The sequence below is a fragment of the Pantoea sp. T14 genome, from assembly GCF_036663535.1.
In the GTDB taxonomy this organism is placed as follows: domain Bacteria; phylum Pseudomonadota; class Gammaproteobacteria; order Enterobacterales; family Enterobacteriaceae; genus Pantoea; species Pantoea phytostimulans.
On sequence record NZ_JAWUEB010000027.1, the window covers coordinates 718,446 to 732,962 of the forward strand.

Sequence of the window (14,517 nt, forward strand, 5' to 3'; positions counted from 1 at the left end):
AATGAAATTAGGCTTCGCATGTAAATATATCAATTCAGATTTAAAACAACTTTTTCCTCTGAAAGGTACTACGCGCACCCGGTTTTTAAGCCTGAATGAAGCGCAAAGAGAAAGCGTATTAGCCGATCTGGCAACGTTGAATTTAACGCATCTTCGCTCAACTCTGGAACAGTTAGCTTTATTACCTGAAGCACTGAGGATGATGAGAATAGGCAGCGATTTATTGCCGTTATATACCGTTCCTGAAGCAAAAAAGCCTTATGCGAATTTATTACCCGATTTATACCCACTGTTTTTAGCCTGCGGCAACGTTGCCAAACAAAATAATATCAGGCTCTCATTTCATCCAGGGCAATATACCGTATTAGCCTCAGACAATCCGGCCGTGGTCGAGCGCGCTATCGACGATGTGGAGTATCATACAACTTGCGCTAAATTAATGGGTTATGGTCAAGAATTTCAGGATTTCAAAATCAATATCCATATGAATGGCAAGCTTGGGTTCAGTGGTTTTAAGGCATCATTTTTGAAGCTCAGCACCGAAGCCCAGCGTATGTTAACCGTGGAGAATGACGAGATATCATGTTCACTTGATGATGTGTTACAAGCCAAGGATCTCTGCCCAATCGTGCTGGATATTCATCATCACTGGGTTAAAGAAAATGAATTTATTAAACCTGATGACCCTCGCATCGCATTAATCAAAGCATCGTGGCGAGGCGTAAGGCCCGTTCTACATTACTCAATTTCCCAAGAGGGATTAATTCCTGAGCAAGGCTTTCCTGATCAAAACATTTTAGGTCTCTCTAAATCGAAGTTAAGGGCGCATTCTGATTTCTATTTTAATGAAACATTAAATGACTGGGCTTTATCTTTCACAGATTTCGATATTATGTGTGAAGTTAAAATGAAAAACTTAGCCAGAGATCCGTTATATAAGCGTTTACTTGCCAATCTTGATCGCTGATGGGCCAGCATGCTGTGCGGCTCCTACGCTGCTCTTGGTTGTCGCCGTTGTTTTTCTCTGTCAGTGGGTTGGCTTCTCGGCTTGCTGAGCGATAACGTCATACGCCTGCTATGCCTTCTGCTCAGCCAGAGTCTATAAAGACATAATCCCCTCTGACAAATCAGCCTTGGCGCTCCTCGTCAGGCTTTAGGAGGCGTTATGAGTATAGTGGTGATTACGGGCGGAACGGCGGGCGTGGGTAGAGCAACAGCCGAACGCTTTGCCCAAGCGGGTTTTGATGTGGCGGTAATTGCCCGCAGTGAAGCGGGTCTGGCAGAGACCGTGAAAAACGTAGAGAAGTACGCTGTCCGAGCGCTCGGCATCAGCGCAGATGTCGCAGATGCCCGCCAGGTTACGCAAGCAGCAGATCGTATTGATGCTGAACTCGGCCCACCTGATGTGTGGATTAACTGCGCCATGTGTACGGTTCTGGCACCTTTTGATGCCTTCAGCGATGACGAATATCGCCGCGTAACAGACGTGACTTATCTGGGCAGTGTCAATGGAACCCGAGAAGCGTTGCGACTCATGAAGCCGCGCAATAAAGGGATCATTATCCAGGTAGGTTCTGCCTTGGCGTATCGCTCAATACCGCTCCAGTCTGCTTACTGTGCTGCAAAAGCCGCTATTCGCGGATTCACCGATTCACTGCGTTGTGAGCTTATTCATGAGAAAAGCGCGGTCAGGCTGACGATGGTGCAGTTGCCGGGAATAAATACGCCGCAGTTTGACTGGGCGCGCAACAAACTGGATCGTCCGCTTCGGCCTGTTGCGCCGGTTTATCAACCTGAGGTGGCTGCCAACGCTATTTTTAACGCCTCACAGCGCAACGTGCGTGAAGTTTGGGTAGGTAAAACCAGCTTTCAGTCCATTGTGGGCCATTTTCTCTTTCCTGACTTGCTCGACAAGATGATGGCAAAACAGGCTTGGGAAGGGCAGAAAGAGTCAGCGCCCATCACGACACCAAAACCGGACTACCTGGATAAGCCAGTGGAAGGTTTACATCAGGCGCACGGACGTTTTGATCACGAAGCAAAAGAGAAGGCGATAACGGTGGATGCCCGATTACCCGGCAACTTCGTGCTCACGGTAGCCGGGCTGGCGCTGCTGGCGTTGTGCAAACGTTACGGAAAAGCACGTTAATGTATGGACACTGTCGGCGTTTTCCGGCATTGCCCAGCAGATTTACCTGGCGATTTTTTAACCGTGAACCCGCGATAACCATAACCGCTGAGATCATCTTCTCACGGATATTTTTTAAAGCCGGAAAGCGATTATTCGCTTCCGGCCAGCTGTTCCGTGAGTTCTTCAGCGCCCGCTTTGCTGATCTCCACCTTCAGCGGCTTCTCGCTGAAATTTGTCAGTAACAACACTGCGCCGTTGTGATCTTCTGAGCAAAGGGCATAAGGCACGGTGACTTTCTGCCAAGACTCTCTGTATTCTTTTTTCGTACCGATTTTTGTCAGTCAGCGGCTGATTGACGCGGTGAAACTGTCGCAAAACGTAGGCATAAACTGTTTCGGTATTATTTTCTATGGGTGTCAGAGTGTAACTTTATGTGAATTTACAGCTGTAAAGACTCGCTCTATGCGTGGCGCTAAACCCGCATAATATAAGTAAAACTTATCGCTGCCGCTTTGTTTATAAATGTACATGCTAATGTGTCCTGTACAAATATGCCTAAAAATCCCCTGAAATATATTTGCAAGCCTGGCATCCTTCTCTACTATTAATCCTGCAACACGAAGAAAACGTTCAGCGTAATTAGCATTATGCTGTTTGCCATTAAATTAATGACAATATGTTCAGGAGGAATTTATGGCCGAACATCGTGGTGGTTCAGGTAATTTTGCGGAAAATCCTGGTAAAGCATCTGAAGCCGGTAAAAAAGGCGGACAGAACAGCGGCGGTAATTTCGCAAATGATCGTGAGAAGGCTTCTGAGGCTGGTAAAAAAGGCGGCCAAAGCAGTCATGGTGGCGGACGCAAGTCTGAATAAAAGGGCGATTAGCTTCTTTTAGCCACAGGCCCCGGCACGTTCAGTGTCGGGGCCATGTTTTTTTTAGTACGCTATTTTTAATAAAAGTACCCGCATTGTCAGTCGTGGAATTAATTTAAATATCGTAGTGCTCATTTATTTTTAAAGAATAGTTCTTTGATCTTTCCGTCTAAATTGCAATTTTGTTCATTTAAATTTCATAATGCGCTTAAGTTTAATAGATATATATTTAGCGCATTAACGCAAGGCTAAATAAGTCAGTCTGTTTTGGTAAACACAACTGAATCTTCTACATCCGCCCAATCCTCTGCATACAGATGATTTTTTTGCTTTATGCATCCGCTTACGGTTCACTAATAACCCCATTCGCTTTTGTAGATTATCGAACTCATAGCGCCACCCGATTTCGCCCATGGTGTTTGGCGCGGTAAAGGGCAGCATCTGCATGGGTGAGAAGCTGTTGCACATCTTTCTCTTTTCCACTTGCCGTGATCGTGGCACAACCGGCACTGATAGTGACGATACCTGCTGGAACGTCAGTTGTTTGGTGAGAAATCGAGAGGCTACGGACCGTTTCAACAGCGCGCATAGCCACGCGTAAAGCGTCTTTTTGCTGAGTGTTCGGCAGGATAATTGCAAACTCCTCACCGCCATAACGCGCCACTAAATCAGCGCTGCGATGGGGCATTTTACTCAGCGTATCACCCAAACGCCGTAGGCATTCGTCGCCATTAGTATGACCATACGTGTCGTTGTAACGCTTAAAATAATCGACATCGATCATCAGCAACGAAACGGGTTCCCCGTTTACAGCTGAGCGCATTAGGCACTCGTGCAGATAGAGATCAAACTGCCTGCGGTTAGCCAGTCCAGTTAGCCCATCAATCATTGCCATCGATTTTAAGCTGTTGTTCACGAGCGTTAATTCATCACGCAGTTGAGTCAGCTCAGCTTGATAACGCAGATTCATGCGCGCCTGGCGCAGAATGAAAAAAATCATGATCAGGATGCCTGCCAGTAGCGCCAGGTTTAACGTGACATCCTGCACCCGGCTTTTCATCCACTGTTTTATCAGGCTCTGTTTGTCATAACCGGCGGCGACCACCAGCGGATAACGCTCAGAGCGTGCGAATCCAAAGATGCGTTTTTTTCCATCCAACGCCGCACTCCATTGTCCGCTACCGCGATCAGACTTCATCAACATTTCGCGAAACAGACAACTTGAAGAAAGGTTTTTTCCTATGTAACTGTCTGGCATTGGGCGGGCGTAAAGCACCGTGCTATCAGCAAGCATCAAGACCAAAACATCGCTGTTGCCCATCTCATAATAGCCGTAATAATGTCGGAAATAATCCACCTTTATTGTGGCTAACAGCACGCCGCCAAACCCACCACCCGCGCTGGTCACTCGCATGGAAACCGGTATAACGAGCTCGCCAGTACTGCGGCTGCGAATAACCGGCCCGATATGTACGCTGTTGCGCGGATTGTTACGGTGATAGACAAAATAGTCGCGATCGGAGTTATTAATGCCGACCGGCACCGGTTGCGCCGAAGTAGCAATCCACTTACCGCTGGCATCATAAAAAAACAGGCCATGCAGCTGGGGCAGGCGGCTCTTAAGGTCTCGCATGGTTAAACTCAGCCTGGAACCCTGGGCACCCGCGGCGATGTTACTCTGAAGATCGCGTTGCAATTCTCTAAGCGTAATTTCCGTTTGCAAGAAAGTATCTTCCGCCTGGCGCGCCTGAGAAAGTGAAAGGTTGATGGCTGTATCCTCAGCGTTGCGAATCATTCGTTGCCAGGATTGACTGAGTGACCAGGCATTAATGGTCAGCACGGCAACGATCAGCAGGCCGCCAAAAATCCAAATGCTTCTGACCAGCGGGGAACGAGCAATGCGTTCTGCCTCCGGTTGCGCGTTGGGCTTCTGTGTAAAAACGTTTCTTATCTCCATGCATAAAGTAAAGCACAGTTAATTATTCCCTGATGATGAGGTAACACGGGTAAACCAAGGCTATTTGGCTGTTTGTTACAAACATCGCGCTTGTTAACGTCACGTATTTAAGAGGGAAAACGGGTTGAATATGTCACTATATAGTGACATTATGATGAATAACGCATTATTGTCACTATATAGTGACATTTTGAGGGCTTATGCTGCCGGGTTTGAAAGCGATAGGAATGAAGTGCCGTGAAAAACGCAAAGCAAAAGGGTGGACGCAATCCGCTGCGGCTTTGCGTGCTGGCATTCAAAGAACGGTAATTTCAGAAATTGAGAACGGTGCCTACACCGGCTCGCTGAAATCCTTGACCCTTTATCTGACGGCGGTGGAACTGATATTAACCGTTCAGTCTTCAGGTTTACCGCAGTTGGATGAACTTGAGGCGCTCTTTGACGATGACTGACCTCAAACAGCTTTCACAACCTGTACGTCATATCGATGTGTATAACGGCGGTGAATACAGCGGCAAGCTCATCCACGAACACGGCAGTTACAATTTCACCTATGCTGACACCCGTCGGCGGCGCGTGTCGCTGACCATGCAGCCCGATAACAAAATGAGTTACAACGCCAGTCGGCTGTTCAACATCTTTGAAATGAATATCCCGGAAGGCTACGTTCGTTATCATATTGCTGAACGTCTACGCCGCTACGTGGGAAACATTTCAGACATGCTGTTTCTTGCTTTGCAACAGGATACGGGCATCGGTGCACTCTCATACGTGAGCAATATTGATTTGCCCACGCCAGCGCCAGAAAAGCTTGAAGAGCTGCTGAAATGGGATCACAAAGAGAGCGCATTCGAATATCTACTGAATAAATATCTGCTCAACACCTCTATTTCCGGTGTACAACCCAAAGTGATGATCAGCACTGAAAGCCGAGGCGCAGTGCTTTATCCCAATTTGATCGCGAAAACCGGCGATGAAGAGTATCCACGGCTGGCAGAAAATGAATTTATCTGCATGTCGTTGGCCAAAACCTGTGGATTACCGGTCGCGCCGTTTTGGCTGTCCGATAATAAAGAGCTGTTTATCATGGAGCGTTTCGATATCGCGGGCGATAAGCGTTTAGCGATGGAAGATTTCTGCGTCCTGGCGGGGAAAACCTCTGATCATAAGTACGCCGGCTCTTATGAAACCGGCGCCAAAATTGTCGCTCTTTTTACACGCGATCAGTCTCAGGTTGAGCTTTACTGGCGCTACGTTTTGTTCAGCTGCATGGTGGGCAACGGCGATGCGCATCTCAAGAATTTCTCACTGTTATATTCCGCAAACGGTGAGCCGACCCCAACACTTTCGCCGCTTTATGATGTGGTTAACACGTTTATCTATCCCACCAACGATAAAGAAATGGCGCTGAAAATGAATAAAAGCAAGCTATTCCCAGACCGGGATAGCCTGATCAAATTTGGTCGCGAACTTAAAATCGTTAAACCTGCCAGCGTATTGGAAGAGTTCGCTGATTTGATTAGCGATCAGTTGGCAAACCCAGATCTGTTTGGCGAGTTTCCTGAGTTGCAGGCGGCGATCAGCCGTTCTTTAACCAAGGCGGGCGCAACCAATAACCTCTTTTTAAAAACGGATGTGAAACGGCCTAAAAAACGCAAAACAGATTCTCTGCTGTAGCCTTTTTCGACTCGCTCATACAGGCATGATCGGCGGCGGGATGTTGCTGCCTGGCTTACTGTTCTGGTGATGTCGCCACCGCCAGGGTATTTCCCCTCCGTTTCTGCCTTGAAGCGGAGGGGAACCGTTTAAATCCCATGGAGCTTAGCCAGTAACCACATCCTTTCCGACGCAACGTCAGCGTTATCGAGTAATCCCGCTTCGTCAGCCAGGCGGAACAGCGTGCAATAATGTGTGAGACTGCGTGCGCTCTGCATACCGCCCAGCAGGGTAAAATGACGCTGATGTCCATTGAGCCAGGCCAAGAACACAATGCCCGATTTGTAGTACTGCGTTGGAGCGGCAAAGATATGTCGTGCCAACGGCAACGTCGGAGCAAGAATCTGATGATATTTCTGCTGATCGCCTTGCGCCAGCGCATGCAGCGCGCCAGAGGCTGCCGGTGCAATCGCATCCAAAATCCCTAGCAGTGCGTGTGAATAGCCCTGACTGTCGCCCGCAATCAATTCGGGATAATTGAAGTCGTCGCCGGTATACATTTTGACGGAGGCGGGAAGCTGACGGCGCATCTCGATTTCGCGATCTTTATCCAGCAATGAGATTTTGATGCCGTCAATTTTCGCTGCGTTGTTGCGTATCACCGACAGGCAAATTTCCATGGCGCTGTGGATCTGCCCGGCGCCCCAGTAACCCCGCAGCGCCGGATCAAACATATCACCCAGCCAATGCAGAATCACCGGTTCACGCACCTGCTTTAGCACGGTGTCGTAGACGGTTATGTAATCTTCAGGCCCCTTAGCGATGGCGGCCAGTGCCCGACTCGCCATCAGGATAATGCGACCACCGCAGGCTTCAATGGCCGCAATCTGCTGTTCATAAGCATTGATCACATCATTTAAGGTCAAACCCGTGAAATCAGTCAGGTGATCGGTGCCCGCGCCGCTGGCAATAGTAACCTGCGGAAAATCCTTTGCCTGGGCCACACTGCGTTGAATCAGCTCAAGGCTGGTTGGCCAGTCAAGTCCCATGCCGCGCTGAGCGGTGTCCATCGCTTCTGCCACGCCAAAACCCAGTGACATGAGATGGCGTCGATATTCCAGCGTTGACTCCCAGTCGATAGCCATATCACCTGTAGGATTCTGCATCTTTACAGGATCAGCGACCACGTGTGCCGCGGCAAACACCTTGCGGTTAAACACCGGTTTTTGCGGTACGCTCCAGTGTCGTTGGCCTTTCACCACATAGCTGAACGGTTGCCCGTCGCTGTCCACTAAACGCACCTTATTACTGATCGTCATTTTCTGTCCCTCTCGATTAATGCTTAACCAGACGCCCATGCGGCACGGCGTCTGCGGCGTTTTTTGTGGCGGAAACGGGGAGTTTACGCACACCCAGCAGCACAAAACTGCTGCAAAGGATCACTGCGGCAGCTACCAGCCACACGGGTTGCAGCGTGTAGGTTTGAGCGAAATAACCTGCCACGATGGGCGAGATGCCGCCTGCCGCCATTCCCATATTCATAACAAAGCCAATGGCCGAGCCGCGCAGAGAAGGGGGAACCAGTTCGGCGGTAATAGACAGCACGATAGGCGTGATGGGATAGCCCAAAAAACCCAGCAGCATCACCAGCACAATCACCAACGGAACGGAGAGATTGACAACCATCGCCGCCATCAGAAATCCGCTGGCAATGGTGATGGTCATCAGGATGTTGCGGCGGCGAAGAAAATCGCCTTTATCGCAGTAACGGCCAAGCAGGAAGCCACCCAGCGCGCCGGTGAGTCCCAGCAAACTGGCGATGGTTCCAGCGGTACCGATCGTCAGATTTTTTACCTGCATGAGATAGCTCGGTGCCCACAGCAGCACAATCCACCAGCCGGCCAGCAGCACGAAGTAATAGCAGGCCATCATCATCACTGGCGCATGACGAAACAGCGTGCGCAGCGGCACTTTCTCAGCCGCCTGGCGGGCAACAAGGTCGGCCGGTTTGCGATCGTTTTTGACCAATACGGCATACAGCAACGCCACGAGCATGCCCATCGCACCGGCGACATAAAACACCACGCGCCAGCCAAACACCGGCCCCAGCACCGCGCCCATCCACGTGCCGAGAAAGCCACCAATCGGATAACCCATCCAGTAAAGCGACATTACCGTAGTACGTTGCTTATCACTGGTGACATTGGCGACCTCCAGTGAGGCGGCAGGCCAGAAGATGCCTTCACCGATGCCGGTCATCACTCGGTAAAAAATCAGGCTCGATAAACTACCCGCCACGCCAGTGAACAAAGTGGCGAGCGAAAACATCATCAATCCCAGAATCAAAACCGGTTTTCCGCTGAGCTTGTCGGCAATAATCCCGGCAATAAACAGAAAGAGAATAAAGCCAAAAAAGAAGGAGGAGAGCAGAATGCCGCTTTCGCCTTTACCCAGACCAAACTCAGCGGCAATCAGGCCAATCGCCGACGACACCGTCATTCGATCAACCGAGTACATCATGTATCCCAGGCCGCAAAGCACGGTGACCAGAATCATTTTTCGGGTATCTGTATTCATATTTTTCTCGACATGTCTGTTGACCGACGAAAACAGCTTTTCAGCTCTGTCAGATACAAGTGATGTTTAACCGTGTTCCTGATGGCGCATTTTGCAGGTGCGCAGCACCTCGTCAGGATCTTTCATCCACCAGTTGAGGCGGGAAAAAATTTCGACTTCATGAAAACCGTCATAACCCAGTGCTTCAACGGCCAGACGAAAACCGCGAATATCAATCACGCCATCGCCCATCATGCCGCGATCTTCGAGCAGGTCCTGTGTCGGGTTAAGCCAGTCGCAGATGTGAAAAGCCAGCAGTCGTTTCTTTCCCGCTCGCTGGATTTCGTGATGAAAATCCGCATCCCACCACGTGTGATAGAGATCGACCGCGAGGCCCAATCCCTCATCACCCAGATCGTCAATCAGATCGTTGGCCTGCTTTAAACTATTGATGCAGGCCCGATCAGCGGCATACATTGGATGCAGCGGCTCAATGGCTAACGGCATTCCGCGGGGCCGGGCATATTCCAGCAAGGTGTTCAGGCCGTCATGTACTTGCTGACGGGCGCCCGCTAAATCTTTGGAGCCAGCGGGTAATCCGCCCACCACCAACACCAGACAAGCCGCGTTTAACTCAAGCGCTTCATCCACGGCGCGAAAATTGTCGCTGAGGTTGTTATGGCGCTGTTCAGCGGTATTAGCCGGAAACATCCCGCCGCGGCAATATCCGCTGACGCTAAGTTCATGTGTTCTAATTAGCCGGGCCGTTTGCTTGAGCCCCAGCTCGGCGACCTGATCGCGCCAGGGTGAAATGCCGCGAATCTCGTGGCGGGCACAACCTTCAATAATCTGCTGGAGATTCCACTGCTGGCGAACCGTTGCCGTATTCAGAGAAAGTTTATGTGGATTAGGTCTCTGCATGATGTGATCCTCAACGCTCTAATGAAGGCACATCAATCCAGCGCCGCTCTTTCCAGCTTTTAAGTGCCAGATCCACCAGTTGCAGACCTTTGGCGCCTTCCAGCAGGCCCCAGCGATAATCGCCTTCGCCCCAAACGTGCCGCAGAAAAAGTTCCCACTGCACTTTGAACGCGTTGTCATAGGTTTGGGTTTCAGGCACTTCCGCCCAGTCGGCAAAAAAGTTATGCGTCTGGCGAACATCGGGGTTCCACACCGGTTTTGGCGTGTTGACGTTGGCTTGGGTGAAGCAATCAGTTAGACCGGCAACCGCCGAACCGTTAACGCCATCGACTTGAAAAGTCACTAAATCATCTCGGCGAACGCGAACACACCAGGAACTGTTGATTTGCACAATCGTGCCGTTGTGCAGCTCAAAGGTCGCGTAAACAGCATCATCCGCCGTGGCTTGATAGGGTTGATGTTGCTCATCCCAGCGTTGAGGAATGTGGGTTGCGCCAATACAGCTGAGACTTTTAATCTCACCAAACAGGTTGTCGATGACATAGCGCCAGTGACAAATCATATCGAGAATAATGCCGCCGCCATCTTCACTGCGATAATTCCACGATGGGCGCTGCGTAGGTTGCAGGTTGCCTTCAAATACCCAGTAGCCAAACTCGCCACGCACCGATAACACTTTACCGAAAAAGCCCGATTCATTTAGCAGCTTGAGTTTCTGCAAGCCCGGCAGCCAAAGTTTGTCCTGAACGACACCGTGGCAAACGCCTTTTTCCTGGGCGAAATGGTAAAGATCCAACGCGTCATCCAGGCCCATCGCCACCGGTTTCTCACTATAAACATGTTTACCTTTGCTGATGGCTTTTTTCAGCAGAGCAGGGCGCGCCTGGGTGGTCGCCGCATCAAAAAAGATGATGTCACTCGCGTTATCAAGTGCTTCATCAACATCCGTTCCCCAGCGGTTGATGCCAAATTCCTGCGCCAGTGCGGCGATCTTTTCCGCGTTGCGACCTATCAGAATCGGGTCAGGCATGAGGCGATCACCATTGGCCAACGGCACGCCACCTTGCTCGCGAATCTGTACAATCGAACGGATTAAGTGCTGATTTTTCCCCATCCGTCCTGTAACGCCATGCATGATGATGCCAACGGGAATCTGAGCCATTCATTCACCTCATTGTTGAAAATCGCTTTGCCGCGTGAGTTGTGATCGAGACGACATAACGCCTCAAATCTTCAGGAAACGATGAGCAAGCCGGTTAATAGTTATTCAACTAACTGGTTGATGGCTTCACTATAGGAGTCAAAAATCATTTTAACTTTGATCAATTTCACATAACCAACTAGTTGGTTGAAAATTTTTCCTTGCTTGTTTTACCGACAAATTAAGGCACTATACTGTTGAAAAGCGCAGCGAAAATGAGGAGAGGAGTTTGGCTAACAGGAGCGTTAAAGATAAAAATGATTCGGCTGATAAACAGCAGCGTATTCTCCAGGCTGCCCGTGCAGAGTTTGCAGAGAAGGGGTTTGACGGGGCGCGTGTAGACAGTATCGCAGAACGTGCTCAGGCGAATAAACAGCTTATTTACTACTACTTCACCAACAAAGATGTGCTGTTTACTCGGGTGTTGGAAGATGCGTATCGGGATATACGTGAGCACGAAGCGGCGCTGTCGCTGGATGAAGTTCCTGCCAATGAAGCGATCCTCAAACTGGTTGAGTTCACCTGGCACTATTATCTAAAAAATCCAGAGTTCATCCGTCTGCTGAACAGTGAAAACCAACTCAAAGCGCGGCATCTCAAAGATTCATCTGTGACCGTAGAGATCAACCAGAGTTGGATCAGCATTACCAAAAGCCTGCTGGAACGCGGCGTCCTTGAAGGTAACGTTAGGACGAATATTGATGTCATGCAGCTAAATATCAATATCTCAGCGCTGGGTTTCTTTTATCTGATCAACCAATCAACGCTGTCGATTCTGTATCAAAAAGATCTCAGTGAAAAAACGGCGTTGGCAGAGCGTTTGCGCGTGATGAAAGAGTGTATAGCCGCATGGATTAAACCCTGATGCGCGCTTTTTATGTTAAATAAACCCGGCGCCAACACGCCGGTTTTAGCCCTTGAATCATGTTAAGTTGTAATGGTTGTCTGGCTTCAAGGGCTCGGGAAGCGGGTAATCACCCTGTAGCGCCTTTAAATTGCGCTCGATAATCACACAAAGCGCATCCAGCGGCAGGTCGTTGGCAGCCATACCAAAGGGATCTTCCAGTTCTTCTGCCAATGATTCCAGCGACAAAAAGGTATAGGAAACAAACACGGATACCAGCGGCGTCATGTAGTGCAAATCGGCGACCAGCGCAAAAGGCAGTAGGGTACAGAACAGGTAAACGGTGCGATGCAATATCAGGCTGTATGCAAAAGGAATAGGCGTTGTCACGATACGCTCGCAACCGCCCAGCACCTGAGAGAGATGATTGATATTGGCATCAATACTTTGCCAGACAATATCAGAGATTACGCCACGTTGACGCTGTTCACCTAACCAAAATCCCATACAGAGTAACAGCTGATTGCACGGCGACGGATCGTTCATCACCTGATCATGCCAGCGTGGCGGCAGTAGACGGAGCAGATCAGCGCGTCCGTCGGTTTGGCGCAATTGATGTTTCAGGCTCCAGTTAAACGCCATCATCAGTGCAGAAATTTCGCGAACCGCAGCGTCATCGGACAACAGCGTGCTTTTGATTTGGCGTAACAGCGAGCGCTGAGTGATCAACAATGAACCCCAAAGCGTGCGGGCTTCAATAAAGCGGGCGTAACTGGCGTTGTTACGAAAACCAAGGAAGATAGCGATAGCCACGCCAAGTAAGCTAAAAGGTGCAAGAGTGAGGTGAACGCCCAGCGACTCGTACCATTGGTAACTCAGTACCGCAATAACAGACATCAACACGTTGAGTGACAGGCGAAACATAATTTTTGATAACACGGAACCATGCCAGACAAACAAACGGCGGAACCAGTGTTGGGAAGGACGAATAATCATAAGGTGTGATGAGGGCTGTTTAAATGTCGTTGCTAAAGAGTACGCTGCTGTAAAAACAAAATCGACCTCGAAAGCTGAGAGGATCATTTGAGATGCGCGTTGTAATGAAAAGCCGGGTTTGAATGAATGAAGGTAAGACTGAAAAGGGAGTAAAGGGCTTATAGGCAGGTTTAACCGCACCGATGTTTATCCCATTTAACATAATATACATTATGCGTACTTTAGCTTATGGCGGCTAAATTCAGATGTCCGCGTCTGGCTATATTGATATGGCAGCTTTACCGCTCTTTTTCAGAGCTACCCATTTTGACGCTGCTACGCGAAAGTTACGCCGGTTTCGGCCTGCACTTGCCGCAGAAAAGCTCAGCAAGCGTCAATTTTTTGGCCGAAACAGAAACACTGCGCACTTGCCGAAAATATCCTTTAAAAGGCAAACATCTTCGCCAGAACTTGCTTACCGCTTTTGATTTTTTGTCGGAGGTGGAATTTCGCTTTGAGCAGATAGTAGGAAAAGTCCCTCTCTATCTCCTTGATGTTGAAACGACTCTCCAGCGCCAGGCGATCTTCTGCCACTCTGCGTCGGGTGAACTTCTTACCGGATAAATCGATAATACGCAGCCCGTGTTCAGAAAGGATAAAGTTGCCTTTATGGGCGTCACCAGAAATGAGTTTATGTTGATGCAATAACGCCATGTTATGCACAAGGTCCTGTTTGATTACCTCAGGAATGACATCAAACTCATTCAGCACCGTGCCGGGAATGTATTCATTCAACATAATGTAGAGATCGGTATAAGGACCCTGTTTGCGCTGCGCTAACAGGTAAACGTCATTTTGAAAACGCATGCCTCTTGACCAGAGCTCGTCGTTGAGTTGAATCAGACTTAAAAAGTAATCCTTTCTGAAAAAGGATTTAAGCACCCTTTCGATTTTTTTACCGTTGGGTTTGAATACTTTCAATATATATAATTGTTCCTGGTGCTGGACCAGCATGACCTTGGTATTGTCCTTGTTGCGGAACACTTTACGTATCGGAAGACGTAAATGAACAAAATCCTCCAGGATCTCGTTATACGGAACACGACTCTCTTTGAAGCACAGCGTAAGATTATTATATTTAGTTTTGTGCAGCATAATTAGCCTACGGCCAGAGTGAAAAAATGGATAATTCCGTTAGGTATAGACCCGATCTGCGCCCTTCGCGACTCTGCGGCGGCGGAAAAGCCATACAATCGTAATAGCGGTAAAAATATCGCCATAAATACCTCCTGCAATATCTGCCAGGCCGCTGACCTTAACGGGTAAGCACCTACAAAAAGGCAGACAATAAAAGTAGGAATTATCGACATATAGATATAACAATCTTGTTAGAAAATGCTTAA

Annotated in this window: 14 protein-coding genes; 6 read left to right on the top strand and 8 right to left on the bottom strand. The window is 49.0% G+C overall.

Translation table 11 applies throughout. The features are described 5' to 3' along the window. The first annotated feature begins 1 nt into the window (after position 1). Entirely contained in the window at positions 2–967 is a 966-nt protein-coding gene (locus tag SC127_RS21445; RefSeq protein ID WP_243077946.1) for a UV damage endonuclease UvsE, read from the top strand. 198 nt (positions 968–1,165) lie between these two features. After that, a complete protein-coding gene (locus SC127_RS21450; RefSeq protein WP_332627973.1) occupies positions 1,166–2,149 on the top strand; it encodes an SDR family oxidoreductase in 984 nt (327 codons plus the stop codon). A 131-nt stretch (positions 2,150–2,280) separates the two neighbouring features. On the opposite strand, the gene SC127_RS21455 is transcribed toward SC127_RS21450, so the two are convergent. Next, the gene (locus SC127_RS21455; RefSeq protein ID WP_332627975.1) at positions 2,281–2,418 is read right to left on the bottom strand and encodes a hypothetical protein; all 138 of its coding nucleotides are present in this window, start codon (positions 2,416–2,418) and stop codon (positions 2,281–2,283) included. A gap of 406 nt (positions 2,419–2,824) precedes the next feature. On the opposite strand from SC127_RS21455, the gene SC127_RS21460 reads away from it, so the two are divergent. Next, a complete protein-coding gene (locus SC127_RS21460; protein ID WP_215846823.1) occupies positions 2,825–3,004 on the top strand; it encodes a general stress protein in 180 nt (59 codons plus the stop codon). A gap of 388 nt (positions 3,005–3,392) precedes the next feature. Here SC127_RS21460 and SC127_RS21465 read toward each other — a convergent pair whose 3' ends face one another. Next, positions 3,393–4,961 (bottom strand): sensor domain-containing diguanylate cyclase, encoded by a 1,569-nt coding sequence (locus SC127_RS21465; RefSeq protein WP_332627977.1) that lies wholly within the window; start codon positions 4,959–4,961, stop codon positions 3,393–3,395. 200 nt (positions 4,962–5,161) lie between these two features. Between SC127_RS21465 and SC127_RS21470 the strand changes: the two genes are divergently transcribed. Beyond that, a complete protein-coding gene (locus tag SC127_RS21470) occupies positions 5,162–5,413 on the top strand; it encodes a helix-turn-helix domain-containing protein (protein WP_215846822.1) in 252 nt (83 codons plus the stop codon). Next, the gene (locus tag SC127_RS21475) at positions 5,406–6,638 is read left to right on the top strand and encodes a type II toxin-antitoxin system HipA family toxin (RefSeq protein ID WP_243077942.1); all 1,233 of its coding nucleotides are present in this window, start codon (positions 5,406–5,408) and stop codon (positions 6,636–6,638) included. Before SC127_RS21470 ends, SC127_RS21475 begins: the two co-directional genes overlap by 8 nt. 128 nt (positions 6,639–6,766) lie before the next feature. Here the strand turns inward: SC127_RS21475 and SC127_RS21480 are convergent, their stop codons facing one another. The 4 genes from SC127_RS21480 to SC127_RS21495 form a co-directional block, all read right to left on the bottom strand. Continuing rightward, positions 6,767–7,936: a dihydrodipicolinate synthase family protein gene (locus SC127_RS21480; protein ID WP_332627980.1), complete on the bottom strand. Its 1,170-nt coding sequence runs from the start codon at positions 7,934–7,936 to the stop codon at positions 6,767–6,769. Between the two features lie 16 nt (positions 7,937–7,952). Next, positions 7,953–9,194 carry an MFS transporter gene (locus SC127_RS21485; RefSeq protein ID WP_332627982.1) on the bottom strand — a complete coding sequence of 414 codons (1,242 nt, stop codon included), beginning with the start codon at positions 9,192–9,194 and terminating at the stop codon, positions 7,953–7,955. A 66-nt stretch (positions 9,195–9,260) separates the two neighbouring features. Further along, complete coding sequence (locus SC127_RS21490) at positions 9,261–10,094, bottom strand: sugar phosphate isomerase/epimerase family protein (RefSeq protein ID WP_243077939.1); 834 nt, start codon at positions 10,092–10,094, stop codon at positions 9,261–9,263. Between the two features lie 10 nt (positions 10,095–10,104). Beyond that, a complete protein-coding gene (locus SC127_RS21495) occupies positions 10,105–11,256 on the bottom strand; it encodes a Gfo/Idh/MocA family protein (protein WP_215846817.1) in 1,152 nt (383 codons plus the stop codon). A gap of 268 nt (positions 11,257–11,524) precedes the next feature. Here SC127_RS21495 and SC127_RS21500 point away from each other — a divergent pair, with 268 nt between their 5' ends. Further along, entirely contained in the window at positions 11,525–12,160 is a 636-nt protein-coding gene (locus SC127_RS21500) for a TetR/AcrR family transcriptional regulator (protein WP_332627984.1), read from the top strand. A 57-nt stretch (positions 12,161–12,217) separates the two neighbouring features. Here SC127_RS21500 and SC127_RS21505 read toward each other — a convergent pair whose 3' ends face one another. Together SC127_RS21505 and SC127_RS21510 are read right to left on the bottom strand one after the other, a co-directional pair. Continuing rightward, on the bottom strand, positions 12,218–13,135 hold the full coding sequence (locus SC127_RS21505) for a bestrophin family protein (RefSeq protein ID WP_332627986.1): 918 nt from the start codon (positions 13,133–13,135) through the stop codon (positions 12,218–12,220). 423 nt (positions 13,136–13,558) lie between these two features. Then, entirely contained in the window at positions 13,559–14,269 is a 711-nt protein-coding gene (locus SC127_RS21510; protein WP_332627988.1) for a lipopolysaccharide core heptose(II) kinase RfaY, read from the bottom strand. Between the last annotated feature and the right edge of the window lie 248 nt (positions 14,270–14,517).

What these genes read in the sequence shown, in the direction of transcription:
- SC127_RS21445 (WP_243077946.1), top strand. Translation starts at nt 2, where the DNA reads ATGAAATTAGGCTTCGCATGTAAATATATCAATTCAGATTTAAAACAA.
- SC127_RS21450 (WP_332627973.1), top strand. Translation starts at nt 1,166, where the DNA reads ATGAGTATAGTGGTGATTACGGGCGGAACGGCGGGCGTGGGTAGAGCA.
- SC127_RS21460 (WP_215846823.1), top strand. Translation starts at nt 2,825, where the DNA reads ATGGCCGAACATCGTGGTGGTTCAGGTAATTTTGCGGAAAATCCTGGT.
- SC127_RS21465 (WP_332627977.1), bottom strand. Translation starts at nt 4,961, where the DNA reads ATGGAGATAAGAAACGTTTTTACACAGAAGCCCAACGCGCAACCGGAG.
- SC127_RS21470 (WP_215846822.1), top strand. Translation starts at nt 5,162, where the DNA reads ATGCTGCCGGGTTTGAAAGCGATAGGAATGAAGTGCCGTGAAAAACGC.
- SC127_RS21475 (WP_243077942.1), top strand. Translation starts at nt 5,406, where the DNA reads ATGACTGACCTCAAACAGCTTTCACAACCTGTACGTCATATCGATGTG.
- SC127_RS21480 (WP_332627980.1), bottom strand. Translation starts at nt 7,936, where the DNA reads ATGACGATCAGTAATAAGGTGCGTTTAGTGGACAGCGACGGGCAACCG.
- SC127_RS21485 (WP_332627982.1), bottom strand. Translation starts at nt 9,194, where the DNA reads ATGAATACAGATACCCGAAAAATGATTCTGGTCACCGTGCTTTGCGGC.
- SC127_RS21490 (WP_243077939.1), bottom strand. Translation starts at nt 10,094, where the DNA reads ATGCAGAGACCTAATCCACATAAACTTTCTCTGAATACGGCAACGGTT.
- SC127_RS21495 (WP_215846817.1), bottom strand. Translation starts at nt 11,256, where the DNA reads ATGGCTCAGATTCCCGTTGGCATCATCATGCATGGCGTTACAGGACGG.
- SC127_RS21505 (WP_332627986.1), bottom strand. Translation starts at nt 13,135, where the DNA reads ATGATTATTCGTCCTTCCCAACACTGGTTCCGCCGTTTGTTTGTCTGG.
- SC127_RS21510 (WP_332627988.1), bottom strand. Translation starts at nt 14,269, where the DNA reads ATGCTGCACAAAACTAAATATAATAATCTTACGCTGTGCTTCAAAGAG.